At 37.2% G+C, this 23937-nt stretch carries 20 protein-coding genes and 1 tRNA gene; 13 read left to right on the top strand and 8 right to left on the bottom strand.

Annotated features, from left to right (window positions below):
* The 11 genes from ACFO3O_RS03020 (at window position 1) to ftsZ (ending at window position 15058) form a co-directional block, all read left to right on the top strand.
* Window positions 1-1992, top strand: coding sequence for a penicillin-binding protein (locus ACFO3O_RS03020; protein ID WP_379977022.1), 1992 nt, complete (start codon window positions 1-3; stop codon window positions 1990-1992).
* A complete protein-coding gene (locus tag ACFO3O_RS03015) occupies window positions 1989-3452 on the top strand; it encodes a UDP-N-acetylmuramoyl-L-alanyl-D-glutamate--2,6-diaminopimelate ligase (protein ID WP_379977021.1) in 1464 nt (487 codons plus the stop codon). The genes ACFO3O_RS03020 and ACFO3O_RS03015 overlap by 4 nt, the downstream gene beginning before the upstream one ends.
* Complete coding sequence (gene mraY, locus ACFO3O_RS03010) at window positions 3452-4690, top strand: phospho-N-acetylmuramoyl-pentapeptide-transferase (protein ID WP_379977019.1); 1239 nt, start codon at window positions 3452-3454, stop codon at window positions 4688-4690. The genes ACFO3O_RS03015 and mraY overlap by 1 nt, the downstream gene beginning before the upstream one ends.
* Window positions 4691-4804: 114 nt before the next feature.
* Entirely contained in the window at window positions 4805-6142 is a 1338-nt protein-coding gene (gene murD, locus ACFO3O_RS03005; RefSeq protein ID WP_379977242.1) for a UDP-N-acetylmuramoyl-L-alanine--D-glutamate ligase, read from the top strand.
* 173 nt (window positions 6143-6315) lie between these two features.
* Window positions 6316-7530, top strand: coding sequence for an FtsW/RodA/SpoVE family cell cycle protein (locus ACFO3O_RS03000; protein ID WP_379977018.1), 1215 nt, complete (start codon window positions 6316-6318; stop codon window positions 7528-7530).
* The gene (gene murG, locus ACFO3O_RS02995; RefSeq protein ID WP_379977017.1) at window positions 7517-8614 is read left to right on the top strand and encodes an undecaprenyldiphospho-muramoylpentapeptide beta-N-acetylglucosaminyltransferase; all 1098 of its coding nucleotides are present in this window, start codon (window positions 7517-7519) and stop codon (window positions 8612-8614) included. The genes ACFO3O_RS03000 and murG overlap by 14 nt, the downstream gene beginning before the upstream one ends.
* Before the next feature lie 34 nt (window positions 8615-8648).
* Window positions 8649-9479 (top strand): hypothetical protein, encoded by an 831-nt coding sequence (locus tag ACFO3O_RS02990; protein ID WP_379977016.1) that lies wholly within the window; start codon window positions 8649-8651, stop codon window positions 9477-9479.
* 55 nt (window positions 9480-9534) lie between these two features.
* Entirely contained in the window at window positions 9535-10884 is a 1350-nt protein-coding gene (murC, locus tag ACFO3O_RS02985; RefSeq protein ID WP_379977015.1) for a UDP-N-acetylmuramate--L-alanine ligase, read from the top strand.
* The gene (locus ACFO3O_RS02980) at window positions 10874-11590 is read left to right on the top strand and encodes a cell division protein FtsQ/DivIB (RefSeq protein ID WP_379977014.1); all 717 of its coding nucleotides are present in this window, start codon (window positions 10874-10876) and stop codon (window positions 11588-11590) included. The genes murC and ACFO3O_RS02980 overlap by 11 nt, the downstream gene beginning before the upstream one ends.
* A gap of 57 nt (window positions 11591-11647) precedes the next feature.
* On the top strand, window positions 11648-12979 hold the full coding sequence (ftsA, locus tag ACFO3O_RS02975) for a cell division protein FtsA (RefSeq protein ID WP_379977241.1): 1332 nt from the start codon (window positions 11648-11650) through the stop codon (window positions 12977-12979).
* A 108-nt stretch (window positions 12980-13087) separates the two neighbouring features.
* Complete coding sequence (gene ftsZ, locus ACFO3O_RS02970; protein ID WP_379977013.1) at window positions 13088-15058, top strand: cell division protein FtsZ; 1971 nt, start codon at window positions 13088-13090, stop codon at window positions 15056-15058.
* Window positions 15059-15135: 77 nt separating this feature from the next.
* On the opposite strand, the gene ACFO3O_RS02965 is transcribed toward ftsZ, so the two are convergent.
* The 6 genes from ACFO3O_RS02965 to ACFO3O_RS02940 form a co-directional block, all read right to left on the bottom strand.
* Window positions 15136-16431 (bottom strand): HlyD family secretion protein, encoded by a 1296-nt coding sequence (locus ACFO3O_RS02965; RefSeq protein ID WP_379977012.1) that lies wholly within the window; start codon window positions 16429-16431, stop codon window positions 15136-15138.
* Complete coding sequence (locus ACFO3O_RS02960; protein ID WP_379977011.1) at window positions 16431-18620, bottom strand: peptidase domain-containing ABC transporter; 2190 nt, start codon at window positions 18618-18620, stop codon at window positions 16431-16433. Before ACFO3O_RS02960 ends, ACFO3O_RS02965 begins: the two co-directional genes overlap by 1 nt.
* A 7-nt stretch (window positions 18621-18627) precedes the next feature.
* On the bottom strand, window positions 18628-19740 hold the full coding sequence (gene gwsS, locus ACFO3O_RS02955) for a grasp-with-spasm system SPASM domain peptide maturase (protein ID WP_379977010.1): 1113 nt from the start codon (window positions 19738-19740) through the stop codon (window positions 18628-18630).
* Window positions 19728-19946 (bottom strand): hypothetical protein, encoded by a 219-nt coding sequence (locus ACFO3O_RS02950; RefSeq protein ID WP_379977009.1) that lies wholly within the window; start codon window positions 19944-19946, stop codon window positions 19728-19730. The genes gwsS and ACFO3O_RS02950 overlap by 13 nt, the downstream gene beginning before the upstream one ends.
* Before the next feature lie 2 nt (window positions 19947-19948).
* Window positions 19949-20905 (bottom strand): grasp-with-spasm system ATP-grasp peptide maturase, encoded by a 957-nt coding sequence (gene gwsG / locus ACFO3O_RS02945; protein ID WP_379977008.1) that lies wholly within the window; start codon window positions 20903-20905, stop codon window positions 19949-19951.
* 66 nt (window positions 20906-20971) lie between these two features.
* Window positions 20972-21196 carry a hypothetical protein gene (locus ACFO3O_RS02940; protein ID WP_379977007.1) on the bottom strand — a complete coding sequence of 75 codons (225 nt, stop codon included), beginning with the start codon at window positions 21194-21196 and terminating at the stop codon, window positions 20972-20974.
* A 339-nt stretch (window positions 21197-21535) separates the two neighbouring features.
* Here ACFO3O_RS02940 and ACFO3O_RS02935 point away from each other — a divergent pair, with 339 nt between their 5' ends.
* Entirely contained in the window at window positions 21536-21985 is a 450-nt protein-coding gene (locus ACFO3O_RS02935; protein WP_379977006.1) for a GatB/YqeY domain-containing protein, read from the top strand.
* 66 nt (window positions 21986-22051) lie between these two features.
* Window positions 22052-22125: transfer RNA gene (locus tag ACFO3O_RS02930), tRNA-Arg, on the top strand.
* Here ACFO3O_RS02930 and ACFO3O_RS02925 read toward each other — a convergent pair.
* Entirely contained in the window at window positions 22079-23695 is a 1617-nt protein-coding gene (locus ACFO3O_RS02925; protein ID WP_379977240.1) for a recombinase family protein, read from the bottom strand. The genes ACFO3O_RS02930 and ACFO3O_RS02925 overlap by 47 nt on opposite strands.
* Window positions 23695-23880 (bottom strand): hypothetical protein, encoded by a 186-nt coding sequence (locus tag ACFO3O_RS02920; protein WP_144665789.1) that lies wholly within the window; start codon window positions 23878-23880, stop codon window positions 23695-23697. Before ACFO3O_RS02920 ends, ACFO3O_RS02925 begins: the two co-directional genes overlap by 1 nt.
* Window positions 23881-23937 lie beyond the last annotated feature (57 nt).

The raw sequence follows: 23937 nt of genomic DNA, 5'->3' as shown, positions 1-23937 counted from the left end.
ATGGCAATCAACGAGAAGAACATATTAAACCGTTTGTATTTTGTGGCAGGATGTATGTTCATCTTCGCACTTCTTGTAACGTATAAACTCATTGCTATCCAGTTTTTTCAGGGAGCTAAGTATAGAGAGATGGCAACCACTGCTACAGAAAAGATGGTGACCATTCCAGCTACACGAGGTAATTTGTACGCAGGTGATGGGAGTTTGCTCGCAACATCGGTTATAAAATATGATGTACGATGGGACGCAGTTTCTCCGTCAGATAATCATTTTAATGAACATGTCGTAGGGCTTAGTAAAGGCTTGTCAGATCTTTTAGGAAAATCTCCAAATTACTATCAAGAACGCCTTCGTAAAGCACGTGCTACCAAAAATAGATACTTATTTGTTGCGCGTGATCTTAGTTACAGTGAGTATATCCAAATAAAATCATTGCCACTCTTTAATAAAGGACAGTTTAAAGGCGGGATTATCATAGAGGAGCATACCGAAAGAGAGCATCCTTTAGATAAAATGGCAGAGCGTACCGTGGGTTATGAGCGTAAAGATGATAGTGGCTATTACACACGTGTAGGACTTGAAGGCGCTTATGGTCATTACCTAAGAGGAAAAGAAGGACGTCGTTTAAAACAAAAAATTGCCAAAGGCGAATGGAAACCTATCGGTGTTGGAAACATCATAGAGCCTCGTGATGGGTATGATGTAATTTCGACCATTGATGTCAATATACAAGATATCGCTCACAACGCATTGTTGGCAAGTCTAGAAAAGTTTAAAGCAGATCATGGGTGTGTGGTGGTGATGGAAACTTCCACAGGAGAAATCAAGGCAATTTCTAATTTGGGTCGTACCTCGGAGGGGAAATATTATGAGCGTCTTAATTATGCAGTAGGTGAGGCGCATGAGCCCGGAAGTACATTTAAGCTTATGGCGATGGTGGCGGCACTAGAAGACAAGGTGATTGACACCAGTCAAGTCATTGATACCGAAAACGGACGTGTTAAATTTTATGACCGTACAGCTATTGATTCTAAACGAGGGGGGTATGGGAAGATAAGCGTTGCCAAAGCGTTTGAGCTGAGTAGTAATACCGCTTTCGCGAAAATGATTAATGAACCCTATGCAAAAAATCCAAAGAAATTTGTCGACCGACTCTTTAATATGGGGCTTAACGAAAAGCTAGGTCTTGAAATAAAGGGCGAAGGGGTGCCAGATTTCCCCTATCCAGGAGATAAAGATTGGTATGGAACTACTTTGCCATGGATGGCTTTTGGCTATGGAGTCGAGCTTACCCCATTACAAACACTTACATTTTATAATGCCATTGCCAATGATGGAGAAATGGTCAAGCCGCGCTTTATCAAACAAGTAAAGGAATGGGATGTTACCGTAGAGACTTTTGAAAAAGAAGTGATTAATCCCCGAATTGCCTCGCAATCGACTATAAATGCTGTGAAAGCAATGATGGAGAATACTGTGCGTCGTGGGACGGCAAAAAATATTTATAGTCCAGATTTTTCTATGGCTGGAAAAACAGGAACCTGTCAAGTGGAATATTGGATAGAATCTGGTAGATATATCTCATCATTTGCTGGGTATTTTCCAGCAGACAAGCCTAAATACTCCTGTATTGTAGTCATACATAAACCAGAAAAATCAATAGGGTATTACGGAAATATTGTAGCGGCACCTGTGTTTCAGCAGATTGCTCAGAAGATTTATAAAGATACTCCAATTGTAGATGAGGTAATTCTCGCAAAAGAAAATTCTAAGACTATTGAGAATGATTATGAGGCGTATTACAAAAAGGTAAATAGTAACCCTAAAACCATTCCTAATGTGAAAGGAATGAGCGGAATGGATGCCATTGCACTGTTAGAAAATGTAGGGTTGAATGTTCGCTTTCGCGGAAGCGGAAAAGTGAGCGCGCAATCCATACAACCCGGAGAAAAATTAGTAAAAAACCAAACGATTACCCTAGAATTACTGTGATAGTACTCAAAGATATATTATATAAAGTTCCCATCGATAGTGTCGTGGGTAACACTAGTGTCGCTATTACAAATGTGCATTTCGATTCTCGGCAAGTCGCATTAAATGATGTGTTTGTTGCTGTAAGGGGAACGCAGAGTGATGGTCATAGATACATTATAAAAGCAGTAGAACAAGGTGCTATTGCAGTTATCTGTGAAGAATTACCTGCGCAAATCATACATGGGGTTACCTATGTAAAAGTGATCGATAGTGCTTCGGCGCTTGCCGTGATAGCAGCTAATTATTATGAAAATCCGTCTCGTAATCTAAAACTAGTAGGTGTTACAGGAACCAATGGGAAAACAACCATAGCCTCCTTGTTATATCAACTTTTTGAAAAGGCTGGGTATAAGGTAGGGTTACTTTCTACGGTGAAAATAATGGTTGCGGGAGAAGAATTTAAAGCTACGCATACCACGCCAGATTCATTAACGATTAATAAATACCTGGCGGCCATGAATGCTGCAGGTGTAGAGTACTGTTTTATGGAGGTGAGTTCTCACGGAATTCATCAAAAACGTACCGAAGGATTACATTTTGCAGGAGGGATATTTACCAATCTTAGCCACGATCATTTAGATTATCACAAGACTTTTGCTGAGTACAGAGATGTGAAGAAGAAGTTTTTTGATGAGTTACCAAAAGAGGCCTTTGCGCTTGTCAATATTGATGATAAGAATGGCTCTATCATGGTGCAAAACACCAAAGCTAAAATTGTCACTTATGCCTTAAAAACCGTTGCCGATTTTAAAGCTCAAATTTTAGAAAATCAGCTGTCAGGATTGCTACTTAAAATAAACAGTCAAGAGGTGTGGGTGCGATTAATAGGTTCTTTTAATGCATACAATGTATTAGCGATCTATGCCACAGGCGAATTACTCGGTTTAGAACCGATTGAAAACTTACAGTTATTGAGTCAGCTAGAGAGTGTCAGTGGGCGTTTTCAGTATTTGATTTCAAAAGGAAATATTACGGCAATTGTAGATTATGCCCATACGCCCGATGCCTTAAAAAATGTGTTGGAAACTATTAATGATATCAGGACTAAAAATGAGCAATTGATTACAGTTGTTGGCGCAGGTGGAGACAGGGATACTTCAAAGCGTCCTAAAATGGGACATATTGCTTCGGCATTAAGTACCAAAACTATTTTTACTAGTGATAATCCGCGGAGTGAAGATCCCAATGCGATCATCGCAGAAATCGAAGCTGGGGTTGAGCCTTTGCACTATAAAAAAACACTATCCATATCCGATAGAAAACAAGCGATAAAAACAGCCTGCCAACTCGCAAATCCTCATGATATCATTTTGATTGCGGGCAAAGGGCATGAGACGTATCAAGAAATCAAAGGTGAACGCTTTGATTTTGATGACTATAAAATTGTAGAAGAAACCCTAAAACAACTAGAAAAATAATGCTGTACTATCTATTTAAATACTTGGATGAAGCCTATAATTTACCTGGTGCAGGATTGTTTCAGTTTAGTACGTTTAGAGCAGCGATGGCTATTTTATTGTCATTGGCTATTTCTACCATTTATGGAAAACGCATTATTCGATTTTTACAACGAAAGCAAATGGGAGAAACTATACGGGATTTAGGTCTTGCTGGTCAATCTGAAAAGGCTGGTACGCCAACTATGGGTGGACTTATTATTATTCTAGCCACCATAGTTCCTGTACTTTTATTTGCAAAGTTGGACAATATCTACATTATTCTATTGATGATAACAACGCTTTGGATGGGAATCATCGGTTTTATAGATGATTACAAGAAGAAAATGGAGAAGAATAAAGATGGTCTTGCAGGGAGGTACAAAGTCATAGGGCAAGTAGGTTTAGGAATTATTGTGGGGGCAACCATGTTTTTTCATTCGGATATCACGATTAAGGAGGAGCGTAAAATTACACAAGGAACAGAACAAGTAGAGGTAACAGAAGGTCCTGAAATCACACAATTTGAAAAAGAAGAAAAAAGCCTTAAAACAACCATTCCTTTTGTAAAAGATAATGAGTTGGATTATGCAAAGCTACTTACTTGGATCAATCCAAACTGGACAAAATATGCCTGGATTATTTTTATTCCGATTGTCATTCTTATTGTCACAGCAGTATCGAATGCTGCCAACTTAACCGATGGTATCGACGGACTCGCGGCAGGAACATCTGCTATAGCTGTTCTTACATTGGGGCTGTTTGCTTTTGTTTCTGGTAATATCATTTTTAGTGATTACCTCAATGTGATGTATATCCCTCGTAGTGGTGAGATGGTGGTTTTTATCACTGCTTTTGTAGGAGCTCTTATTGGATTCCTATGGTATAATGCCTATCCCGCACAAGTGTTTATGGGAGATACAGGAAGCCTTACGATCGGTGGGATCATTGCCGTAATAGCCATTGCTACTCGTAAAGAATGGCTAATCCCTATACTCGGAGGTATTTTCGTAATGGAAAACCTATCGGTGATCATGCAAGTGAGCTATTTTAAGTATACAAAAAAGAAGTTTGGGGAAGGAAAACGCATTTTTTTGATGTCACCATTACATCATCATTATCAGAAAAAAGGAATTCATGAAAGTAAAATTGTTACTCGATTTTGGATTGTAGGCATCTTACTCGCGATTCTGACAATTGTAACATTAAAAATTAGATAAGTACGCTCCTGCCTGCCGGCATGCAGGAGCGCGAAAGCGTGTAAAGAAAGAATATAAATAGAGTTGAATATAACTAAAGTAAATAAAGAGCGTGAGATTTCCGCCTTCGCGAAAATGAAAAAGAAAATGGTCGTATTAGGAGGAGGAGAAAGTGGCGTGGGCACAGCAATTCTTGCGCAACAAAAAGGATATGAAGTCTTGGTTTCTGACTTCGGTAAAATAAAAGAAACCTATAAAAAAGTTCTGACAGATTTTGATATTATCTGGGAAGAAGGAGGGCACTCGGAAGCAAGCATATTGGAAGCTGAGGTAGTGATGAAAAGCCCTGGAATTCCTGATAAAGCGCCTATTGTAAAAAGTATTATGGCTCATGGTATTCCTGTGATTTCTGAGATAGAATTTGCAGCACGCTATACAGATGCCATGCTCATTGGGATTACTGGGAGTAACGGAAAAACAACCACGACCTCATTGCTAGGGTATTTATTACAGCAAGCCAATAGTAATGTGGGTATTGCAGGGAATATAGGAGACAGTTTTGCAAAAATGGTGGCACAACAGACTATGGATACCTATGTGTTAGAGATCAGTAGTTTTCAACTAGATGGGGTGGTCGATTTTGCACCGCATATTGCAATTATTACCAATATCACACCTGATCATTTAGATCGGTATGAGTATGAGTTTGAAAAGTATATCGCGGCCAAGTTTAAAATCGCGATCAATCAAACCCCCGATGATTATTTAATCTATGATGCCGATGATCCTGTGATCACAGACTGGTTAGAAAAACATCCAGTAAAATCAAAATTACTGCCATTTTCAATTCATCAAAAATTGGAAGTTGGCGCTTACTTAGAAGACAATATTATATATATAAATACAGATAATAACCAATTTACTATGACAGCCCAAAAATTAGCATTAAAAGGACAACACAATACAAAAAATGCCATGGCAGCAGCTACTGTAGCCAACCTTTTAAACATCAGAAAAGCAACGATACGTGAGAGCTTAGAAGGTTTTCAAGGGGTTGAACATAGACTAGAACAGGTCCTTAAAATAGGAAATGTAAAGTATATAAATGATAGTAAAGCAACCAATGTAAACGCTACATTTTATGCGCTAGATAGCATGAATTCGCCCACGGTATGGATTGTTGGAGGTATAGACAAAGGAAACGATTATCGTGATTTATATCCTTTGGTAAATGAGAAAGTAAAAGCGATTATTTGCCTTGGTGTTGATAATACAAAACTGATGAGTCATTTCGGGAATATGGTTGATATCATTATCGAAACACAATCCATGACAGAGGCAGTGAAGATTGCTTATAAGGTTGCAGAAAAAGGTGATAACGTATTATTATCTCCAGCATGTGCCAGCTTTGATTTATTTGAAAACTATGAAGATAGAGGGCGCCAGTTTAAAAATGCAGTACGTAATCTGTAATGGGTGTATAGGCTTTCGCGAAAGCAAAAATAAACAGTGTCAGACTAAGTTTATCAACGTGTTTTGACGTTTGTCAATACAATAGAAAATAATATAAAAAGTGATTAAGTAATAAATAATGAGATTTCTGCCGGAGTTTACACTGAGTGTAATCGAAGTGCGGAAATGAATATATGTCTAACGCAAAAAACATATTCGCAGGTTTAAAAGGAGATAAAGCCATTTGGGCTATTGTCGCCCTTTTGGCATTGTTTTCTTTTTTGCCTGTATACAGTGCCGCAAGTAACCTCGCTTACATACGGGGTGATGGAAATACGTTGCGTTTTTTGATCAAACATGGGATGCACCTTGTGTTAGGTTTTGCGATGCTTTACGGCGTTCATAAAATACCCTATCATTATTTTAAAGGGCTCTCTGTTATATTCTTGCCATTGGTTATTTTGTTACTCATCATTACACTCGCTCAAGGAACCACAGTCTCTGGGGCTAATGCAGCCCGTTGGATTAAGATTCCGTTTATGGGAGTTGGTTTTCAAACATCTACCCTTGCTGCAGTGGTACTAATGGTGTATGTGGCACGTTACCTCTCTAGAATCAAAGATAAAACGATCACCTTTAAAGAAACACTGGTTCCGTTGTGGCTTCCAGTGGGTGTTGTACTCGCATTGATTTTACCAGCCAACTTTTCGACGACAGCCATTATGTTTTTAATGATTATTACGCTGGTATTTTTAGGAGGATATCCTTTAAAGTATTTAGGAATCATAATCGCTACAGGTATTGTAGCATTGCTCTTTTTTGTGCTCATAGCCAAAGCATTTCCAGGAGTATTCCCAAACAGGGTAGATACATGGATTAGTAGGGTAGAGAATTTTGCAAGTGATGAAGTCGACGCTGATGCTGATTATCAAATTGAAAAAGCAAAAATAGCCATAGCTTCCGGTCAGATCATCGGACTTGGACCTGGAAAAAGTGTACAGAAAAACTTTTTGCCACAATCCTCTTCAGATTTTATTTATGCGATTATTGTAGAAGAATTTGGTCTTGTGGGGGCATTGTTTTTAATGTTATTGTATTTGTTGTTGTTATTCCGAATAACAGTTATTGCTCATAAAGCCGAAACCATATTTGCGAAATTATTAGTGATAGGGGTGGGAATGCCTATTGTATTTCAGGCGCTTATTAATATGGCAGTAGCCGTGGAGTTGTTTCCCGTGACAGGACAAACGCTTCCACTCGTGAGTAGTGGAGGAACCTCGATATGGATGACCTGCCTTGCGATAGGGATTGTATTAAGTGTAAGTGCAAAACGGGATCAGGCGGTGGATAAAAGCACAGAAAAAGAAGAAGATTTAAACCCATTAGATATACTCAGTGAGACCTTATAAAGTCATATTATCAGGCGGCGGAACCGGAGGGCATATTTACCCTGCGATTGCCATTGCGCGCGAAATTCAAAAAAGATATCCAGATACGGAGTTTCTTTTTGTGGGTGCCAATGATCGTATGGAAATGGAAAAGGTGCCACAAGCTGGCTTTAAAATCGAAGGACTTTGGATTTCAGGAATCCAGCGATCACTATCTCTTGAGAATCTAAAATTTCCTTTTAAATTATTAAGTAGTCTGAGGAAATCAAATCAAATTCTCAAACGTTTCCAACCAGATGTGGTTATTGGAACAGGAGGATTTGCAAGTGGACCATTATTAAAAAAAGCCACCAGTAAAAAAATTCCAGCGCTGATTCAAGAACAGAATTCATATGCAGGAATTACCAATAAATTATTATCAAAAAGCGTACAGAAAATATGTGTTGCTTATGATAGGATGGATCGTTTCTTTCCAGAAGATAAAATCATAAAAACAGGCAATCCCGTTCGTGATGACTTGTTGACCATTGCTAGTAAACGAGAAGAAGCACTATCAAAATATGGGTTGTCCTCAGACAAGAAAACAGTCTTGGTGATAGGTGGAAGTTTGGGGGCTAGAGCCATCAACGAATTAGTAGGTAAGCAACTTGATTTTTTTGCAAAACATGACGTTCAGCTGTTGTGGCAAACGGGTAAGTTTTATTACGAGCAATACAAACACCTTGCTTCTAACAGTGTGCAAGTCATGGCGTTTATCGATCAAATGGATTTGGCGTATGCAGCCGCAGATATTATCATCTCAAGAGCTGGAGCAGGATCGGTATCTGAATTGTGTATTGTGGGAAAAGCGACTGTTTTTATTCCGTCGCCGAATGTTGCTGAGGATCATCAAACTAAAAATGCACTTGCGATCACCGCAGAAAATGCAGCGGTATTGATTCGTGAAAATGAGTTAGATGAAAAATTTGAAACCGAATTGGAACTTTTGCTCCAAGATAAAGAGCAAAGAGAAGCATTAGGTACTGCAATAAAAGCATTAGCCTTACCAGATGCCACCAAACATATTGTAGATGAGGTAGAGAAGTTGTTGCCTAGTAGGGAATAAAGAATAACGTAAAAATTAGAATATAGCAAATAGAATGAGGTTATTACATTACATAGTAGTTTTTATAGGTCTTGGGATGCTAACAAGTTGTACGCCTAGCCTTGCTGATATGTATGGGAAGGAAATTTCAAACTTAAGAACACAAGAAGAAATTGATGCGTATTGGAAAGAGTTAGAAAGAATCGATCAGAAGGTATTATTGGATGAGAGAGATATAGCCACTTATGATTCTATTTCCATAAGTAATATGATACGTGTAGCACTCCTTTTTGAAGTACCAGGTAAAGAATCGTACTTACAGAAAGGTGCTGTGCCTGTAGTGGCCTTATCGCATAACTTTAATAAGGATGCACATCTTGCTTACTGGCCCGTAATTGTAAAATGTGCAGAGATGAAGGGAGTCATACATGATATAGGGTATCCTTCCTATCCATTGGAAAGTTTTGCATATGTGTTTTATGATTATTCCGTATTTGGGCAAGAAGAGAGATATCCCTATTTAGTAGAGAAGCTCAATAAATCAACAGGAGGGTTTGTGATTTCTCAGTTAGAGGTGGCCTTTAAGCAAGCGAAAAAGCTACGTCAACTTACAGAAGAAAATATCATAGGCAGTTGGTTTATAGAATCTATCAAAGGAGAAAAGGGTAAACGCACTTTTGAATTTATAAAAATGTCTGATGCTGCTGTGTATAAGAAATCAAGAGGTAGACTCCAAAAACTTATACAATCGGGGACAGATTCAAAAATATATACCATAGAGAAAGATCCTTTTGGTTGGTATTATGAGTTGAGTGATTCAGGAGACTTACGTCTTTTTGATCAAAATGATATGGAATTAATAACGTATACGAAGGTTATAAAATAGTATAACAGTAAAGTAGTATAAGATTTCCGTCTTCACGGAAATGTAAAACACATATATGAACGGATTAAAAGACATACAGCATTTTTATTTCATCGGGATCGGAGGGATCGGGATGAGTGCGTTGGCGTTTTATTTCCACGAACGTGGGAAAACCGTTTCAGGATATGATAAAACACCTAGTGATGTCACTCGCTCTTTAGAAAAAGTGGGGATCGCGGTTCATTTTAAAGATCAAGGAGATCGTGTAGATGCCCATTTTGAGCCTGCACATACGCTCGTGATATACACGCCTGCGGTGGCTAAAGATTTTGGTGAATTGGTACGCTTTCGCGAAAGCGGTTACACCATTAAAAAAAGAGCTGAAGTCCTTGGAATGATTGCAAATGCTCATTATAGTCTAGCTGTAGCGGGTACGCATGGGAAAACAACGACCTCTAGTATACTAGGGCATTTACTAGCCGAAACAGGTGCGCCAGTGACGGCGTTTGTGGGTGGGATTACCAACAATTATAACAGCAACTTGATCCAGAAGGGTAATGGGGTGATTGTGGTGGAGGCTGATGAATTTGATCGATCCTTTTTACAATTGAGACCCAATATTGCGTGTATTACTTCTATGGATGCAGATCATTTGGATATTTATGGGGATGCAAAGACCTTAGAAAACACCTTCAAAGAATTTGGAAATCTCGTGTCGAAAGAAAAGCTGTTTATCCAAAATGGATTACCGCTCGAAGGGCTGACAGTTGGCATAGAAGATGACGCATTGTATAGTGCACAAAATATAACCGTAAAAAATGGTGCCTACCATTTTGACTTTAAACACCCAGATGGGGTGATTTCTCAAATGCAATTTAACCTGCCTGGCAGACATAATCTGTCTAATGCAATAACAGCTTTGGGTATGGCAATGCTATATGGTTCCCCGACCGGCTTGCTTCCCAAGGCTTTATTTAGTTATTCTGGAGTTAATAGACGTTTTACGTATCGTATAAAAACTGAAGACCGCGTACTGATAGATGACTATGCACACCATCCTACAGAAATCGCCGCAGTACATCAAAGTGTTACAGAAATGTACCCAGATACGCCAGTGCTGGCTGTTTTTCAGCCGCATCTATTTAGTAGAACACAAGATTTTATGGATGATTTTGCCATGCAACTTTCAAAATTTGATGAAGTCTTTTTACTGGATATCTACCCTGCCAGAGAATTACCGATTCAGGGTGTCACAAGTGAGGTGTTGTTAGGGAAAATAAAAAAAACTAAAAAACGATTAATAACTAAAGAAGATTTAATAGAACAAATAGCAAAGGCACCACAAAAAGTAGTTGTGATGATGGGTGCTGGAGATATAGGAGTAGAAATCATAAAAGTAACGCAATTTTTTGAACATGCGCATTAACTGGAATTACATACGGTTTTCTGGATTACTTTTAGTGACAGTGCTATTATACGCATTTGCATCACAACGAAACAGTGCGCGATTGGTGGATAAAGTGGCTATAAAATTTGATGATGAAAGTACTCCTTTTGTTACTAGAGAAACCGTTGATAAATTGTTAATACAAAGTAAAGGCAAGGTTACGGGTATGCCTAAAGAAAAATTAGCTTTGAATGAGATGGAGAAGCGAGTGACTTCGCATCCAACCATCAAAAGTGCAGATGTTTATGTAACCATGGCAGGAACAGTGGGAGTCGCTATTGAGCAGCGAAAGCCCATCGCTCGTGTGTATGGTGCTACGTCATTTTATCTAGATCAAGATGGAGAAGAAATGCCGCTCTCTAAGAATTTTTCGGCGAGAGTACCCATTGTCAATGGAATTGAAAAAAAAGATATTCCTACAGTAACATCCTTAATCTTGTATATAAAAAATGATGCATTTTTAAATAAACATATAATTGGGGTTCGTAAACAAAAAGGCAATCAGTATACACTTATTCCTAGAAAATTGGACTATGAGATTTTACTAGGAGACGTAGCAAGCTTAGAACATAAGCTTACAAATTATAAAGCTTTCTACCAGAAAGCACAAAAAGATAAAACACTTGATATGTACCAACTTATTAATCTTAAGTATACAAATCAGGTAGTTTGTAAAAAGAGATAAGGGGGTCATGGGTTTACATTTAAAAACATGTAAATGAGAACTCAAAACGATAGCAATATGGAACAGCAAAATATCGCAGTAGGATTAGATATAGGGACCACGAAGATTGTGGCTATGATAGGTCGTTACAACGAGTACAATAAAGTTGAGATCTTAGGGATTGGAAAATCTAAAAGTTTAGGAGTACATCGTGGTGTTGTCAATAATATTACCCAAACGATACAATCTGTGCAACAAGCTGTTCAAGAGGCAGAGAATGTTTCAGGAATTAAAATTAAAGATGTAGTTGTTGGGATTGCAGGACAACACATACGTAGTTTACAACATAGTGATTACATCACACGATCTAATGCAGATGCTGTTATTGATAGTACAGATATCGATGCTTTATGTAATCAGGTGCATAAATTGGTAATGCTTCCAGGAGAAGAGATTATTCATGTTTTACCGCAGGAATATAAGGTAGATGGGCAGAGTGAGATCAAGGAGCCTATCGGGATGTATGGAGGAAGAGTAGAGGCTAATTTTCACGTAGTGGTGGGGCAAGTGGCGTCTATCAGGAACATAGGTCGTTGTGTGAAAAGCGCAGGATTAAATTTAGATAGAATCACCTTAGAGCCTTTAGCATCTGCAGATGCGGTGTTAAGTCAGGAAGAAAAAGAAGCTGGAGTTGCACTTATTGATATAGGAGGCGGAACTACGGATTTGGCTATTTTTAAAGATGGAATTATACGCCATACGGCCGTGATTCCTTTTGGAGGAAATGTGATTACAGAAGATATTAAAGAAGGATGCTCTATTATAGAAAAACAAGCAGAACTTCTTAAAATAAAGTTTGGATCTGCTTGGCCAGGAGAAAATAAAGACAATGAGATCGTCTCTATACCAGGTCTTAGAGGTCGTGATCCTAAGGAAATTACATTAAAAAACTTATCTAAAATTATACATGCAAGAGTCGTAGAGATTATTGAGCAGGTATATTTAGAAATAAAAAATTACGGGCACGAAGAGCAAAAGAAAAAACTGATTGCAGGAATTGTTTTAACAGGAGGAGGTTCTCAGTTAAAACACCTTAAACAATTGGTAGAGTACATTACAGGAATGGATACGCGTATTGGATATCCAAACGAGCATCTAGCAGGTGATAGTGATGCTGAGACCACAAGTCCGATGTTTGCAACAGCTGTCGGATTGGTTATGAATAGCCTTGAACAAGGGTTGTTTAATACCCACGTAGAAGAGGTAGAAGATACGCTGAAGGATACAGAAGGAGAAGAAGCTACAGAGCCTATTGTTAAAGAGATGAAGCAAACACCTAGTGCACCAAAGAAGAGCATTTTTGATCGTTGGGCAGAGAAGTTTAAAGATTTTTTAGATAATGCAGAGTAGAAAATAGCTAGACACGATACTAGTTGTATAAAATAAATTAAAGAGATATACGCTTTCGCGAAAGCGGACACAGAAATAAAAAGTAATAAAGGGGCTAAAATCAAAAATATGAGTACGACAGAATTTGATGGAATTACATTTGATCTACCAAAAAACCAAAGTAACGTGATTAAGGTTATTGGTGTAGGTGGGGGAGGTAGTAATGCAATTAATCACATGTTTCAGCAAGGAATAAAAGGAGTAGATTTTGTGATATGCAATACAGACGCACAAGCGTTAGAAAATAGTACAGTACCAATTAAAATCCAATTAGGTGTTGGCCTGACTGAAGGCCTAGGGGCAGGAGCAAATCCTGATGTAGGAGAGCAAGCAGCGATTGAAAGTGGGCAGGATATTAAAGAAATGCTCGGCACCAATACCAAAATGATTTTTATCACTGCAGGTATGGGTGGAGGAACAGGTACTGGAGCAGCACCTGTCATTGCAAAAATGGCAAGAGAAATGGACGTCCTGGTCGTAGGGATTGTGACCATTCCTTTTCAGTTTGAAGGTAAAATGCGTAATGAGCAAGCTCAAAAAGGAGTCGATCGTTTGCGAGCGCAAGTAGATTCCCTTATTGTTATCAATAATAACAAACTAAGAGAAGTGTATGGAAATCTTGGTTTTAAAGCAGGATTTAGTAAAGCCGATGAAGTACTCGCGACAGCCTCTCGTGGGATCGCTGAGGTAATAACACATCACTACACGCAGAATATTGACCTTAGAGATGCAAAAACAGTATTAAGTAATAGCGGAACTGCTATTATGGGAAGTTCAACGGCAAGTGGAACAAACCGTGCTTTTGAAGCCATTACAAAAGCATTAGATTCTCCGTTATTGAACGATAATAAAATTACGGGCGCAAAGAATGTATTACTTCTTATTGTTTCTGGAAGTGACGAGATTACGATTGATGAAATAGGAGAGATTAATGATCATATTCAAGCAGAGGCAGGAAATAGCGCAAACATTATTATGGGTGTTGGTGAAGATGAATCCTTGGGAGAGGCTATTTCTGTAACGATCATCGCTACGGGTTTTAATGTAGAGCAACAAGATGATATTGTAAATGTAGAGTCTAAGAAAATTATTCATACGTTAGAAGAAGAGCAAAAAGCACAACATGATTTGATGCCGAATGCGACAATTCAAGAAACGCCTTCTATTCCAGAAGTTGAAAAAGTAGTCGTGCCAGAAAAAATAGTGCATACCTTAGATTTAGATGATATTGATGATAAGCCTTCTATACCTGTTAGAAAAGAAGATACAGATCTCAAAATGATTCCGACTACAGATATTATAAGAGATATTGATGTTGTATATGAAGAGGTGCTTGCTATTTCTGAAGATGATTTTGAAATTATAGATACGACTATTCGTGATGAGGTGACTCCTACAGAAGTAGCTAAACCAGTTCAAGAAGAAACAACAGGAATGTTATCTTTTGACATGCCAATTAACGAAGAGGAAGCTGCTCCTGTTAAAGAAGAAGTTGTAGAGGCACCTGTCCTTTTTGAATTGAACGAAGAGCTTGCAGAAATAGAAGTTAAAGATCCTATAGAGATTATACCTGTAACAGAGCTTTCTACAGAAGGAGAAAAACGATATAGCTTAGAAGATTATATGGAAGTAGAAGAGAGTCTCTCTTCGGCAAAGGCAATTAGTGACGTTGATGGTTTACAGGTAGAAGAAGAAACGATTGTTTTTGAGAAAAAAACAGTAGCACCAGACGAGACAGTAACAGAAGATAAGAATGATGATGAAGTAGATCCTATGAATAGTCCTATTTCAAAAATTCTGGTAGATCGTGCTGCAGAGCGTAAGCGTAAGATGAAGGAATTCAATTATAAATTTCATCATAACCAATCGCGTATTGAGGATATAGAAAAACAACCTGCATACAAGCGTATGGGAATTGACCTTGATGAAAAAGCACCAGGAAAAGAAGGGAATCTATCTCGTACCACATTATCTACAGATGATAATGAAGACATACAATTACGTAGCAATAATTCTTTTTTACACGATAATGTAGACTAATAAAAAAATCAACTTAATCTTACAACCTGATAGTTATCTGATAGCTGTCAGGTTTTTTATGATCTGTCTTTTTTAGTTTATTGACGCTTTGTTATTTCTTTAAAGTTATAGAAAAAGCGATCTAGCAATTTCAGGTCCTCTGTAATAATACTGGCTTCTCCAGGCATTTCTTGTGTGAACGTTAGTTTTTTATCATAAGAAGTAATCAAGTCTTTATGTACGCTAGCATCGATAAGATAGTTTCCTTCTTGGTCAGGGACTTGGGATATTTTAAGAATAGTACCTTCTAATACGCCATATTCGACGTCTGGATAATTAAATAGTTTGATGTTTATTTTTTGACCAACCCTAATTTTACCCGCATTTTGAGGGGGTGTGCTTAATTTTGCTATGTATGGTATGTTTTCTGTGGGGATGATGGTAAAAACCAAATCATTCTGTGTGATATTTTGATTTGCTTTCCAATATTTCATAAGAGTCACTTTTCCCGAGATATCAGAGGTTAATGCATATTGTAATTCCCATGATCTGATGCTTTTTTGTAGGTAATTATAGGCTTGAACTACATTTTTATACATGAGCATCTCTTCTTTTTCTTTATTTATTTTTGTACCAATAGATGTTTTTCTACCGTTACTTATAGATGTTTTTATTTGGGAAATGGTATTGGTAAACGTTTGCATTTCTCTTTCTACGCTGTAGTATTCTAATTGATCATTGTCATATTCTTGAGAAGAAATAACGCCTTTTTCATATAGAACTTTCTTTCGCGAAAGCTCATTTTTCTTAAGAATAAGTTCTAGCTGTTTTAGTTTTTGCTGCTCTTGTAGGTTTTGTAATTGTGACCTTGATTCAGATAAGGAAGTTTCATTAGCGATGACTTCATAGGAGTAGGGATGTAATTTCTTGTTTAAATGATACAGGATGTATTGATTCTCAAAAGCCGTATATGCTTCTTCTACGTCACCTAAAAATAAAATAGGTAATTCGTCTATTGGGAAGTGTACGGTGTTATTTTCAAAACGGATGGTATCAAGTATGGTTTTGAGCGTATAGATATCTTGATAATTAGCGGTGTTTTCAATAACACCTAATAGTTGTCCTTCAAAAACAGTATCATTATCTTTAACTAATAACGCTTCTAGCTTACCACTTTTTTGTGCATAGATTTTTTGGGGAGGAATTTCTGTCGTAAGCATTACTTCGGCATTTACAATATCGGGATAGGATATAAACCAACTTAGTATTAAAAGGAGTATAATGATGCATACAAAAATACCGCTTCCCCAACGAATCATCCAATGAGGTACTTTGGTGAGAATCGCTTGAACCTCTTCACTTCTGAGTTTGATGTTTTTGATAGGGTCATTCATTACTTTCCGAGTTCTAATTGATTTTTTACGAGGTGGTAATAATCACCCTTTTTTTCTATAAGGGATTCGTGATCTCCTATTTCTGTAATGTGGCCTTTGTCTAAAACAATAATCTGATCGGCTCTTTTTACGGTGCTTAGTCTATGTGCTACAATAAGTACGGTTCTGTCCTTAAAAAAGGACTCTAGATTTTTGATAATAACTCTTTCATTGTTTGCATCTAGTGCACTAGTGGCTTCATCAAAAAAAATAAACTCTGGGTCTTTATACACAGCTCTAGCAATAAGCAGGCGTTGTTTCTGGCCTGTACTAATGCCTACTCCTTCGTTGCCTATTTTGGTGTTGTAGGATAAAGGTAGATTTTCTATAAAGTCTCTTATGCTAGCCACATCAACAGCTTTAATCAGTTTATCTTTATCAATAAAGTCTTCTCCCACTGCGATATTATTGGCGATCGTATCATTAAAAATATACCCTTCTTGCATGACAACTCCACAACGGCTTCTCCAAGTGCTAGGAGTAATGTTTTTAAGATCAACATTTCCTGTTTTTATAATCCCTTCTTGCTGCTCGTAAAATTTCAGGAGTAATTTAATGAGCGTAGTTTTTCCACTACCGCTTGTTCCAACAATGGCAGTTACTTTTTTTTCAGGGATATAAATATTTAAATTTTCCAATACATTTTCAGAAGTACCTACGTATCTAAAAGAAACATTTTTTAAGTTGAAGTTGGTGGGGTAAGTAATTGTATTAATTTGTTCTTTTGTGACAGTATCTTCCTCTTCCTTACTATGAATTTCTGAGAGACGATCTAAAGCAATCTTTGCATCCTGAATTTCTCTTACAAATGAGATAAGTTGACTAATAGGGGAATTGAGTTGCCCTACGATATAGGAAATAGCAAGCATGACTCCAATTGTAATCTCACCATCAATCACCAAAGTAGCAGATAAGACGGTAATCAAAATGTTTTTAAGTTCGTTGATAAAACCAGAACCTACATTTTGATATTGCTCTAATATCAAACCTTCAATGGATAATTTGAATAGACGTGCTTGCATAAATTCCCATCCCCAACGCTTTTGTTTTTCTGCATTGTGTAGCTTAATCTCCTGCATACCATTAATGAGTTCTATGACTTTACTTTGTTCTTGACTCACCTGTGAAAACTGTTTGTAATCTAGATCGGCGCGTCTTTTTAGAAATAATGTGATCCATACAAAATATAAGATACTTCCTGAGATAAAAACAGCAAATATTTTTAGGTTGTAGTATGCTAATACAATGCTAAATACAAAAAGGTTAAGCACAGAAAACAGTACGTTGAGTGAAGAAGTAGTTAAGATACGTTCTATCCGGCTATGATCACTGATACGCTGCATGATGTCTCCTGTCATTCTCACATCAAAAAAAGCAATGGGAAGGTTCATGAGCTTGATAAAGAAATCGGAAATTAAGGAGATGTTGATTCGTGTGCTTAGATGTAATAATATCCAACTTCGGACAACCTCAATAGCTGTTCTCCCAAGAAAGAGTGCCAATTGTGCAAATAGGATTAAATAAATGAAATGAATATCAGAATTTTTAATCCCTATATCTACGATGCTTTGTGTCAGAAAAGGAAAAATAAACTGTAGGATACTTGCTCCTACAAGCCCTAAGACAAGTTGCCAAAGAAAAGATTTGTAACGCGTTAAGTACTGTAAGATAAATGAAACACCTATTTTGTTTTGTTTTTCATCATATTCGTTTTCATGGAGCCTAGGTGTAAGCTCTATGAGTAATGCAATTCCTTCTTCTGCATCTTCAGGAACATTGGGTCCAAGCCAAGCTTTTAAAAAGTCCTGTTTGTTATATTTTAATAATCCATGAGCAGGATCTGAAATATAAAAGGTGTCTTTTTTAATTTTGTATAGTACAACATAATGATTTTTATTCCAGTGAAGAATACAAGGCAAGGGGGCATCTCTTAGGTCTTCTAATGTTATTTTTACCCCAAGAGTTCTAAAACCTATCTTTTCTGCAGCCTCACTTATTCCTATAAGGTGACTCCCAGCTCTGGTTGTTTCACTTAAGGTTCTTAACTTTTGGATAGGTATGACCTTATCATAATGCTTTGCTATGATTTTTAAACAGGTGGGACCGCAATCCTTAAAATCTGCTTGCTTGTAAAAAGGAAATTGCTTCAAGTTGTTTTTATGATTTTACGAGTTGGTGTAATCCATAGTGAGTAATCGCTTTTTGTTTAAGCGGATTAGTACTCCATTCTTCCCATTCGTTGGTTATAGGGTTGTATCCACATTTTAGAGGTTTTGAATACATATCAGACGGGTCTTCTGTGTACGCCCTACAATCTGTACATACATGCCTAAATTCGCACGTTTTACAGATGCTTATTTGATCTTTTGTGATGTTTCCTAGTGCTTTAAACTTTTCAGTGAGAACTACTTCTTGCAAGGTATGTTGCGAACAATGACCATAATGGCTTCTCATAGAAGGACAATTCTTTATAAACCCATCTTTATCTACAGAAATCTTACGATTTAGACAGGTATTATGAAATTGAGATTCCATAAACATATCCTTACTTGGGTTAAAATATTTTTTAGAAACAATGCCACAACATTGTTCACTAGCAAGCGTCTCTTCTGTAAAATGTATAGTGGATAATCCTTTGACGATTTCTATATCATTTGTGTAAGGAGCGCTATGTAAAATAATAGTGGCCATCTTTGTATGCTCATAAAACAAATTATTAAGTGTCTGTGGAGTTAAAGGCTCAGCATAGGGAGTGTACAATTCTATAGATTCAATACATGTGTCTGTTATAGATGTGACAAGGTGTGTTATTTGATCTATGGTTAATACCGTGTAAGACCTAATTTGTAGGGCTTGACAACGTAATGTATCCAGTTGTTTTATAACAGTGTCATAGTATGTTGCAGTGTCACTGTATGAAGAAATATCGATGATTGCATTTGATATGATATGCGGTGATTTCCACTGTTTTTTTAATGGAGTAAAGTGTTCTCGGGTTTCTTCATCAGTTAGAAAAATATATTCATCTCGTAGCAAAAAGTCTATATAAGATTCTAAAATGTCTTTATTACTCTCACCATACATTGTAAAAATATTTCCTATGCTATGGTGTTGTGTATGTTCAAGAAAGTTTACCATATCATTAGGAATAAGCTCAAAAGTTCCTCTTTGAGTATCAGAAAGCAATGCTCGGTTTTCTCCTTTGGTAAGTAAGCAAGAAGCAAAAAGGCATACGTATTTTGATTGGTTATGTTGGTTTATTTGAAACATCTCGAAATTGATTTTGGATATTTAGAATCTACAGGGAAATTTTCGGTATCATATTTTTTTAATGGGATCATTTTAAGATGCCCCATTTCTTCAAGAAGTGCCTTCTTAATGCTAAATTCTGATAAGAAGAATATGGCTTCAAAAAGTTCTGGATCTTCTTTCATTTTTGCTTTAAACGCATCTATAATTTTATCTTCCTCTTCCATCGTTATAAGTTTTTTGCTATTTCAAGGTCTAAATAATAATTACAAGGAACAGACACCATGTCGTATTGTCCTATAGGGTTAATCTCTAGAAAGATATACTCTCCCTCTTCCGAGTAAATAAGATCTAATGAGGCACTTTTCAAGGTGTACTCAGCTAGTAATTTTCTTAATTTACTCTCTACCTTCATAGGAAGATTATAGGGCACGACACGATTTGGTTTTTTGAAATTATAATTTCTAAAATCTACTTTTGTTTGATCGTCACTTTGAGAAAAAATAGCCATAGAGTAAAACCGATCTATTAAAAAGAAAGTGCGTATCTCAAATTGCTTTTTTACAAGTTTTTGGAAAACACTTATGTGAAATTTTTCAGGTAGTTGATCAACAGTGTCTAGGGTAATTAGTTTTGTGGTCACATCAACAAAACATTCCCCTTTTATATTAGGATCTATATTATTGACTGCTTTTGTGATCACATCTCCATGGGTTTGTATAAAGGCAGTCACCTCTGCTCTTGTATTTGTGACAATAGTTTCAGGTACAGCAATACCTAGTGCTCTACAACTCTTTAGAACTTTTGTTTTATTGATGTTTGATGAATTTAAGAACGTATTGAGAGCATTGCTTCCTAACTCACTTTCTATAAGCCCTACAATATCTTTTTCTGCTTCTTTTGTAAAGTACTTAAGATAGCGATACAGCCATCGTTCTTTTATACTCCCTAAAGCACCTGGCTGAGTAGAAGCCCACGCACCTCGCCTATACCAATAGCGTTTGATATCTTTTGTGTTAAATGAAGCCGTAGGCGTAGTGATAGAAATATCATCCCTATGAGTAGTGATGTTATTTATAGGCGTTGTATCATTAATACGTAGATAGGGTTTTTCTAAATACTGTAACCATTTTATGACTTGCGTTGTAGAGTAATCCTGTTCGTTTGATTTAATTAAGATCATCATTTAATGTTTTAAAAAGGAAGGAGCAACATATGTGTACTCCTTCCTGAAATGAATATTACATTTCTACTACATCGACACCTCATCATGAGGTACCTGATCATAATCATACCTCTTGTCTGTCCACTGGTCCGTCATTGGAGCATGAGGAGGACAATGAGTTAGAGTAGATCTGTAGGTAGTATAAGCAGATGTAGATCCATCAGCTTGACTAGTCGCTCCTACAAAATGTCCAGGATTCTTAAGCTCCTTAGACTTGAATTTGCTGTTTTCTAAACTTTCAAGTTTTTTCATAATTCTTGATTTTTAAAGTGATTGCATACTCTTTTAAAGGCTTTTCTGCAAACGCCTATCTGTGTGTTACATGTTAGTATGACGTCTTTTACCAACATATCGGTTTAATGCATCTAACCAATCCTTAGTATCTATTTTAAATTTTCATTACCCATATTATTTATCATAAAATGGTTACGCTTTCGCGAAAGCGTACTATGAATCCTTGCAAAAAGAGGTTAGAGATAATTTTGTTAAGGAAACCTGTTGTTTATATCGTAGCCTTTAGGTTTCTTTTTTTATCTTCGCAGTCCTAAATAAGAAGGCGTATGTATATGCTTTCGCGAAAGCAAAAAAAACATGAGTTTACAAACCGCTATAATGACAGCTTTGAAAGAAGCGATGAAGGCAAAAGATCAAAATGCGTTAACCTCTTTGCGCGCTGTAAAATCAGCTATATTATTAGCGCAAACGGAAAGTGGTGCCAAAGCAGCATTAACAGAAGATCAAGAACTCAAATTATTACAGAAGCTTGTGAAACAACGTAAAGACAGCGCTAGAATCTTTACAGAACAAAATCGTTTGGATCTTGCAGAGCCTGAACTCGCACAAGCAGAAGTCATTGCGCAATTTCTTCCAGAGCAAATGAGTGAAGATGCCATAGGAGCTATTGTAGATGCCGTAATTGCATCTACTGGAGCAGTAGGAATGAAAGATATGGGAAAAGTCATGGGGCAAGTAAACGGAAAAGTCGCTGGAAAAGCAGATGGAAGTACGGTTGCAAAGATTGTAAAAAGTAAATTAAGTTAGATTTAGATATTAGATGATAGATTCCCGTCCCTGGCTGCTGGCCAGGCAGGTTCGCGGGGATAAAATGGCCTCGTGGCGCAACTGGATAGCGCATCAGATTTCGGCTCTGAGGGTTGGGGGTTCGAATCCCTTCGAGGTCACTAAACGGGATTTTTCAAAATTATTTTGAAAAGTCCCGTTTTTATTTCCTTCTAAGTTATCTGAAATAGAGGCGATTGCGCTGAATATCGAGTTTACTCTAAAAGTTCGAAGTCGGTCGTTTTTGAAGTCATACCCTATTCCTTCTGGAAAGAGCATAAATTGCAAAGAACGCTTGACTTCGATATTACCAGATTGCCACAATGACGGGAGGTTCAAGGCTAAATTTAATGCTTTGTCTATCGATTTTTTAAGGTTCGAACTATTAAATCCTGAGTTTGAAACTAACTCGGTTATTTTGTTCTTTTCTGACTCTAGTTTGGACTTGAACTTATCGTATTGCACTTTTGTTATTTCTTCAAATACGTAACGCTCTTCTAATCTATCCAGTTTAACATCCAGTTCTGTAGCTTGCGTGTTTAGCACCTTTGCTTCGTCAATTTGTTCCTTGTTTAAATCGATAAAGGTTTGCTCGATGATCTCTTTGAGAGGTTCGATGTATTTTGGATCAGCCAGTGTGTAGTTTTCTAAGAGTGCCATAAACGAGCTGTGTAGCTTTTTCGCACTTCTGTTTTCTCTACTACCTGATCTTCTATTTTTATAATAGTACAGTCCTTTCTTCTTAACTACATATCCAGTATAGGGTGTTCCACATTCTGTTGATTTGATAAACATTTTTAGTGGTAGGTTTTCATCATCTAGGTTGTACTTTCTTCCTTCTTCGCGAGAGTTGAGAAGATTGTGGATTTTTAAGAACATCTCACGACTAATCATAGGTTCGTGATTGCCTTGTATCACTTCTCCAGGTATCAATTTATTTACCATCAATCCGCAGTAAAAGGGATTTCTAAAATAGTCGCTAAGCTTTTTGGCAGATAGCTCTAATCCTTTTCTTTTGAGTTTTTTAGATATCTCAACGTGTGAGGTGTTTGACATTGCTTTCCACTCAAAAGCTTTTTTGAGAAGTTTCCCTTTGTCGTTGATTACAAAATTGGGTTTTTTACCCTTGCCCGGATTGGTATTTGTGTAGCCGTATGGCCAAGCGCCTGTCCAATCTCCTCTACGTAATTTTTCTTGCATTCCAGAAACGGACTTATCCCTTCTCAACTCATTATCAAATTGAGAGAACATATAATAAAGGTTCTGCTGAAAAGATCCTGCACTCGTAGAAGTATCTACCTCTTGTGTCGCAGAAATTGTGACGATTCCCTGCCTCTTGAGTTGATCACTTATATACGCTCCATTGGCTCCAGTTCTCGAAAAGCGATCATAAGAATAGACGATGATATAGCCTATGTCTTTCCTGCGTTTAACAAAGTTGAGCATCTTCTGGAAGTGCTTGCGTTCATCACTTTTTGCCGACTCATACGTCCCACCAAAATACTCAACCACATCAAGTCCTTTCTTCTGAGCTAGTTGCTCGCAGTATTTTAATTGTGTGTCTAAACTAGCATTGTTATCTGCCTGTTCTTTTGTAGAAACTCTGGTGTATATGACGGCGTTTCCTGCTTGTCTTAGAGACTTGCTGTCGTCTGTTCTGGCAAATTGATTAAAGATGGATAGGTCTTTCATTAGGATACGTTTTGTTGAACTTGCTTGCACAATATTTCTGCAAATTGTTCAAGATTCTTAATTATTTTATCTGCCTCATCTTCGCTCACATTCTCAAAGCCTTTAAATGACTTGAGCCTTTCTACAGACATTTTACTTTTAGATACTTCCTTATTGTCTTCTTTTTTTACATTTATCGATTGCATTGTTCATTCCGTGAATGCTATTCTATCTTATAGTCATAGCATTGGTGGGATTTGAGA

Origin of the sequence: Dokdonia ponticola (assembly GCF_042653865.1) — a bacterium.
GTDB classification, from domain to species: domain Bacteria; phylum Bacteroidota; class Bacteroidia; order Flavobacteriales; family Flavobacteriaceae; genus Dokdonia; species Dokdonia ponticola.
Note: the sequence above shows the minus strand (reverse complement) of the source record. Positions and strands in the feature narration are given on the sequence as shown.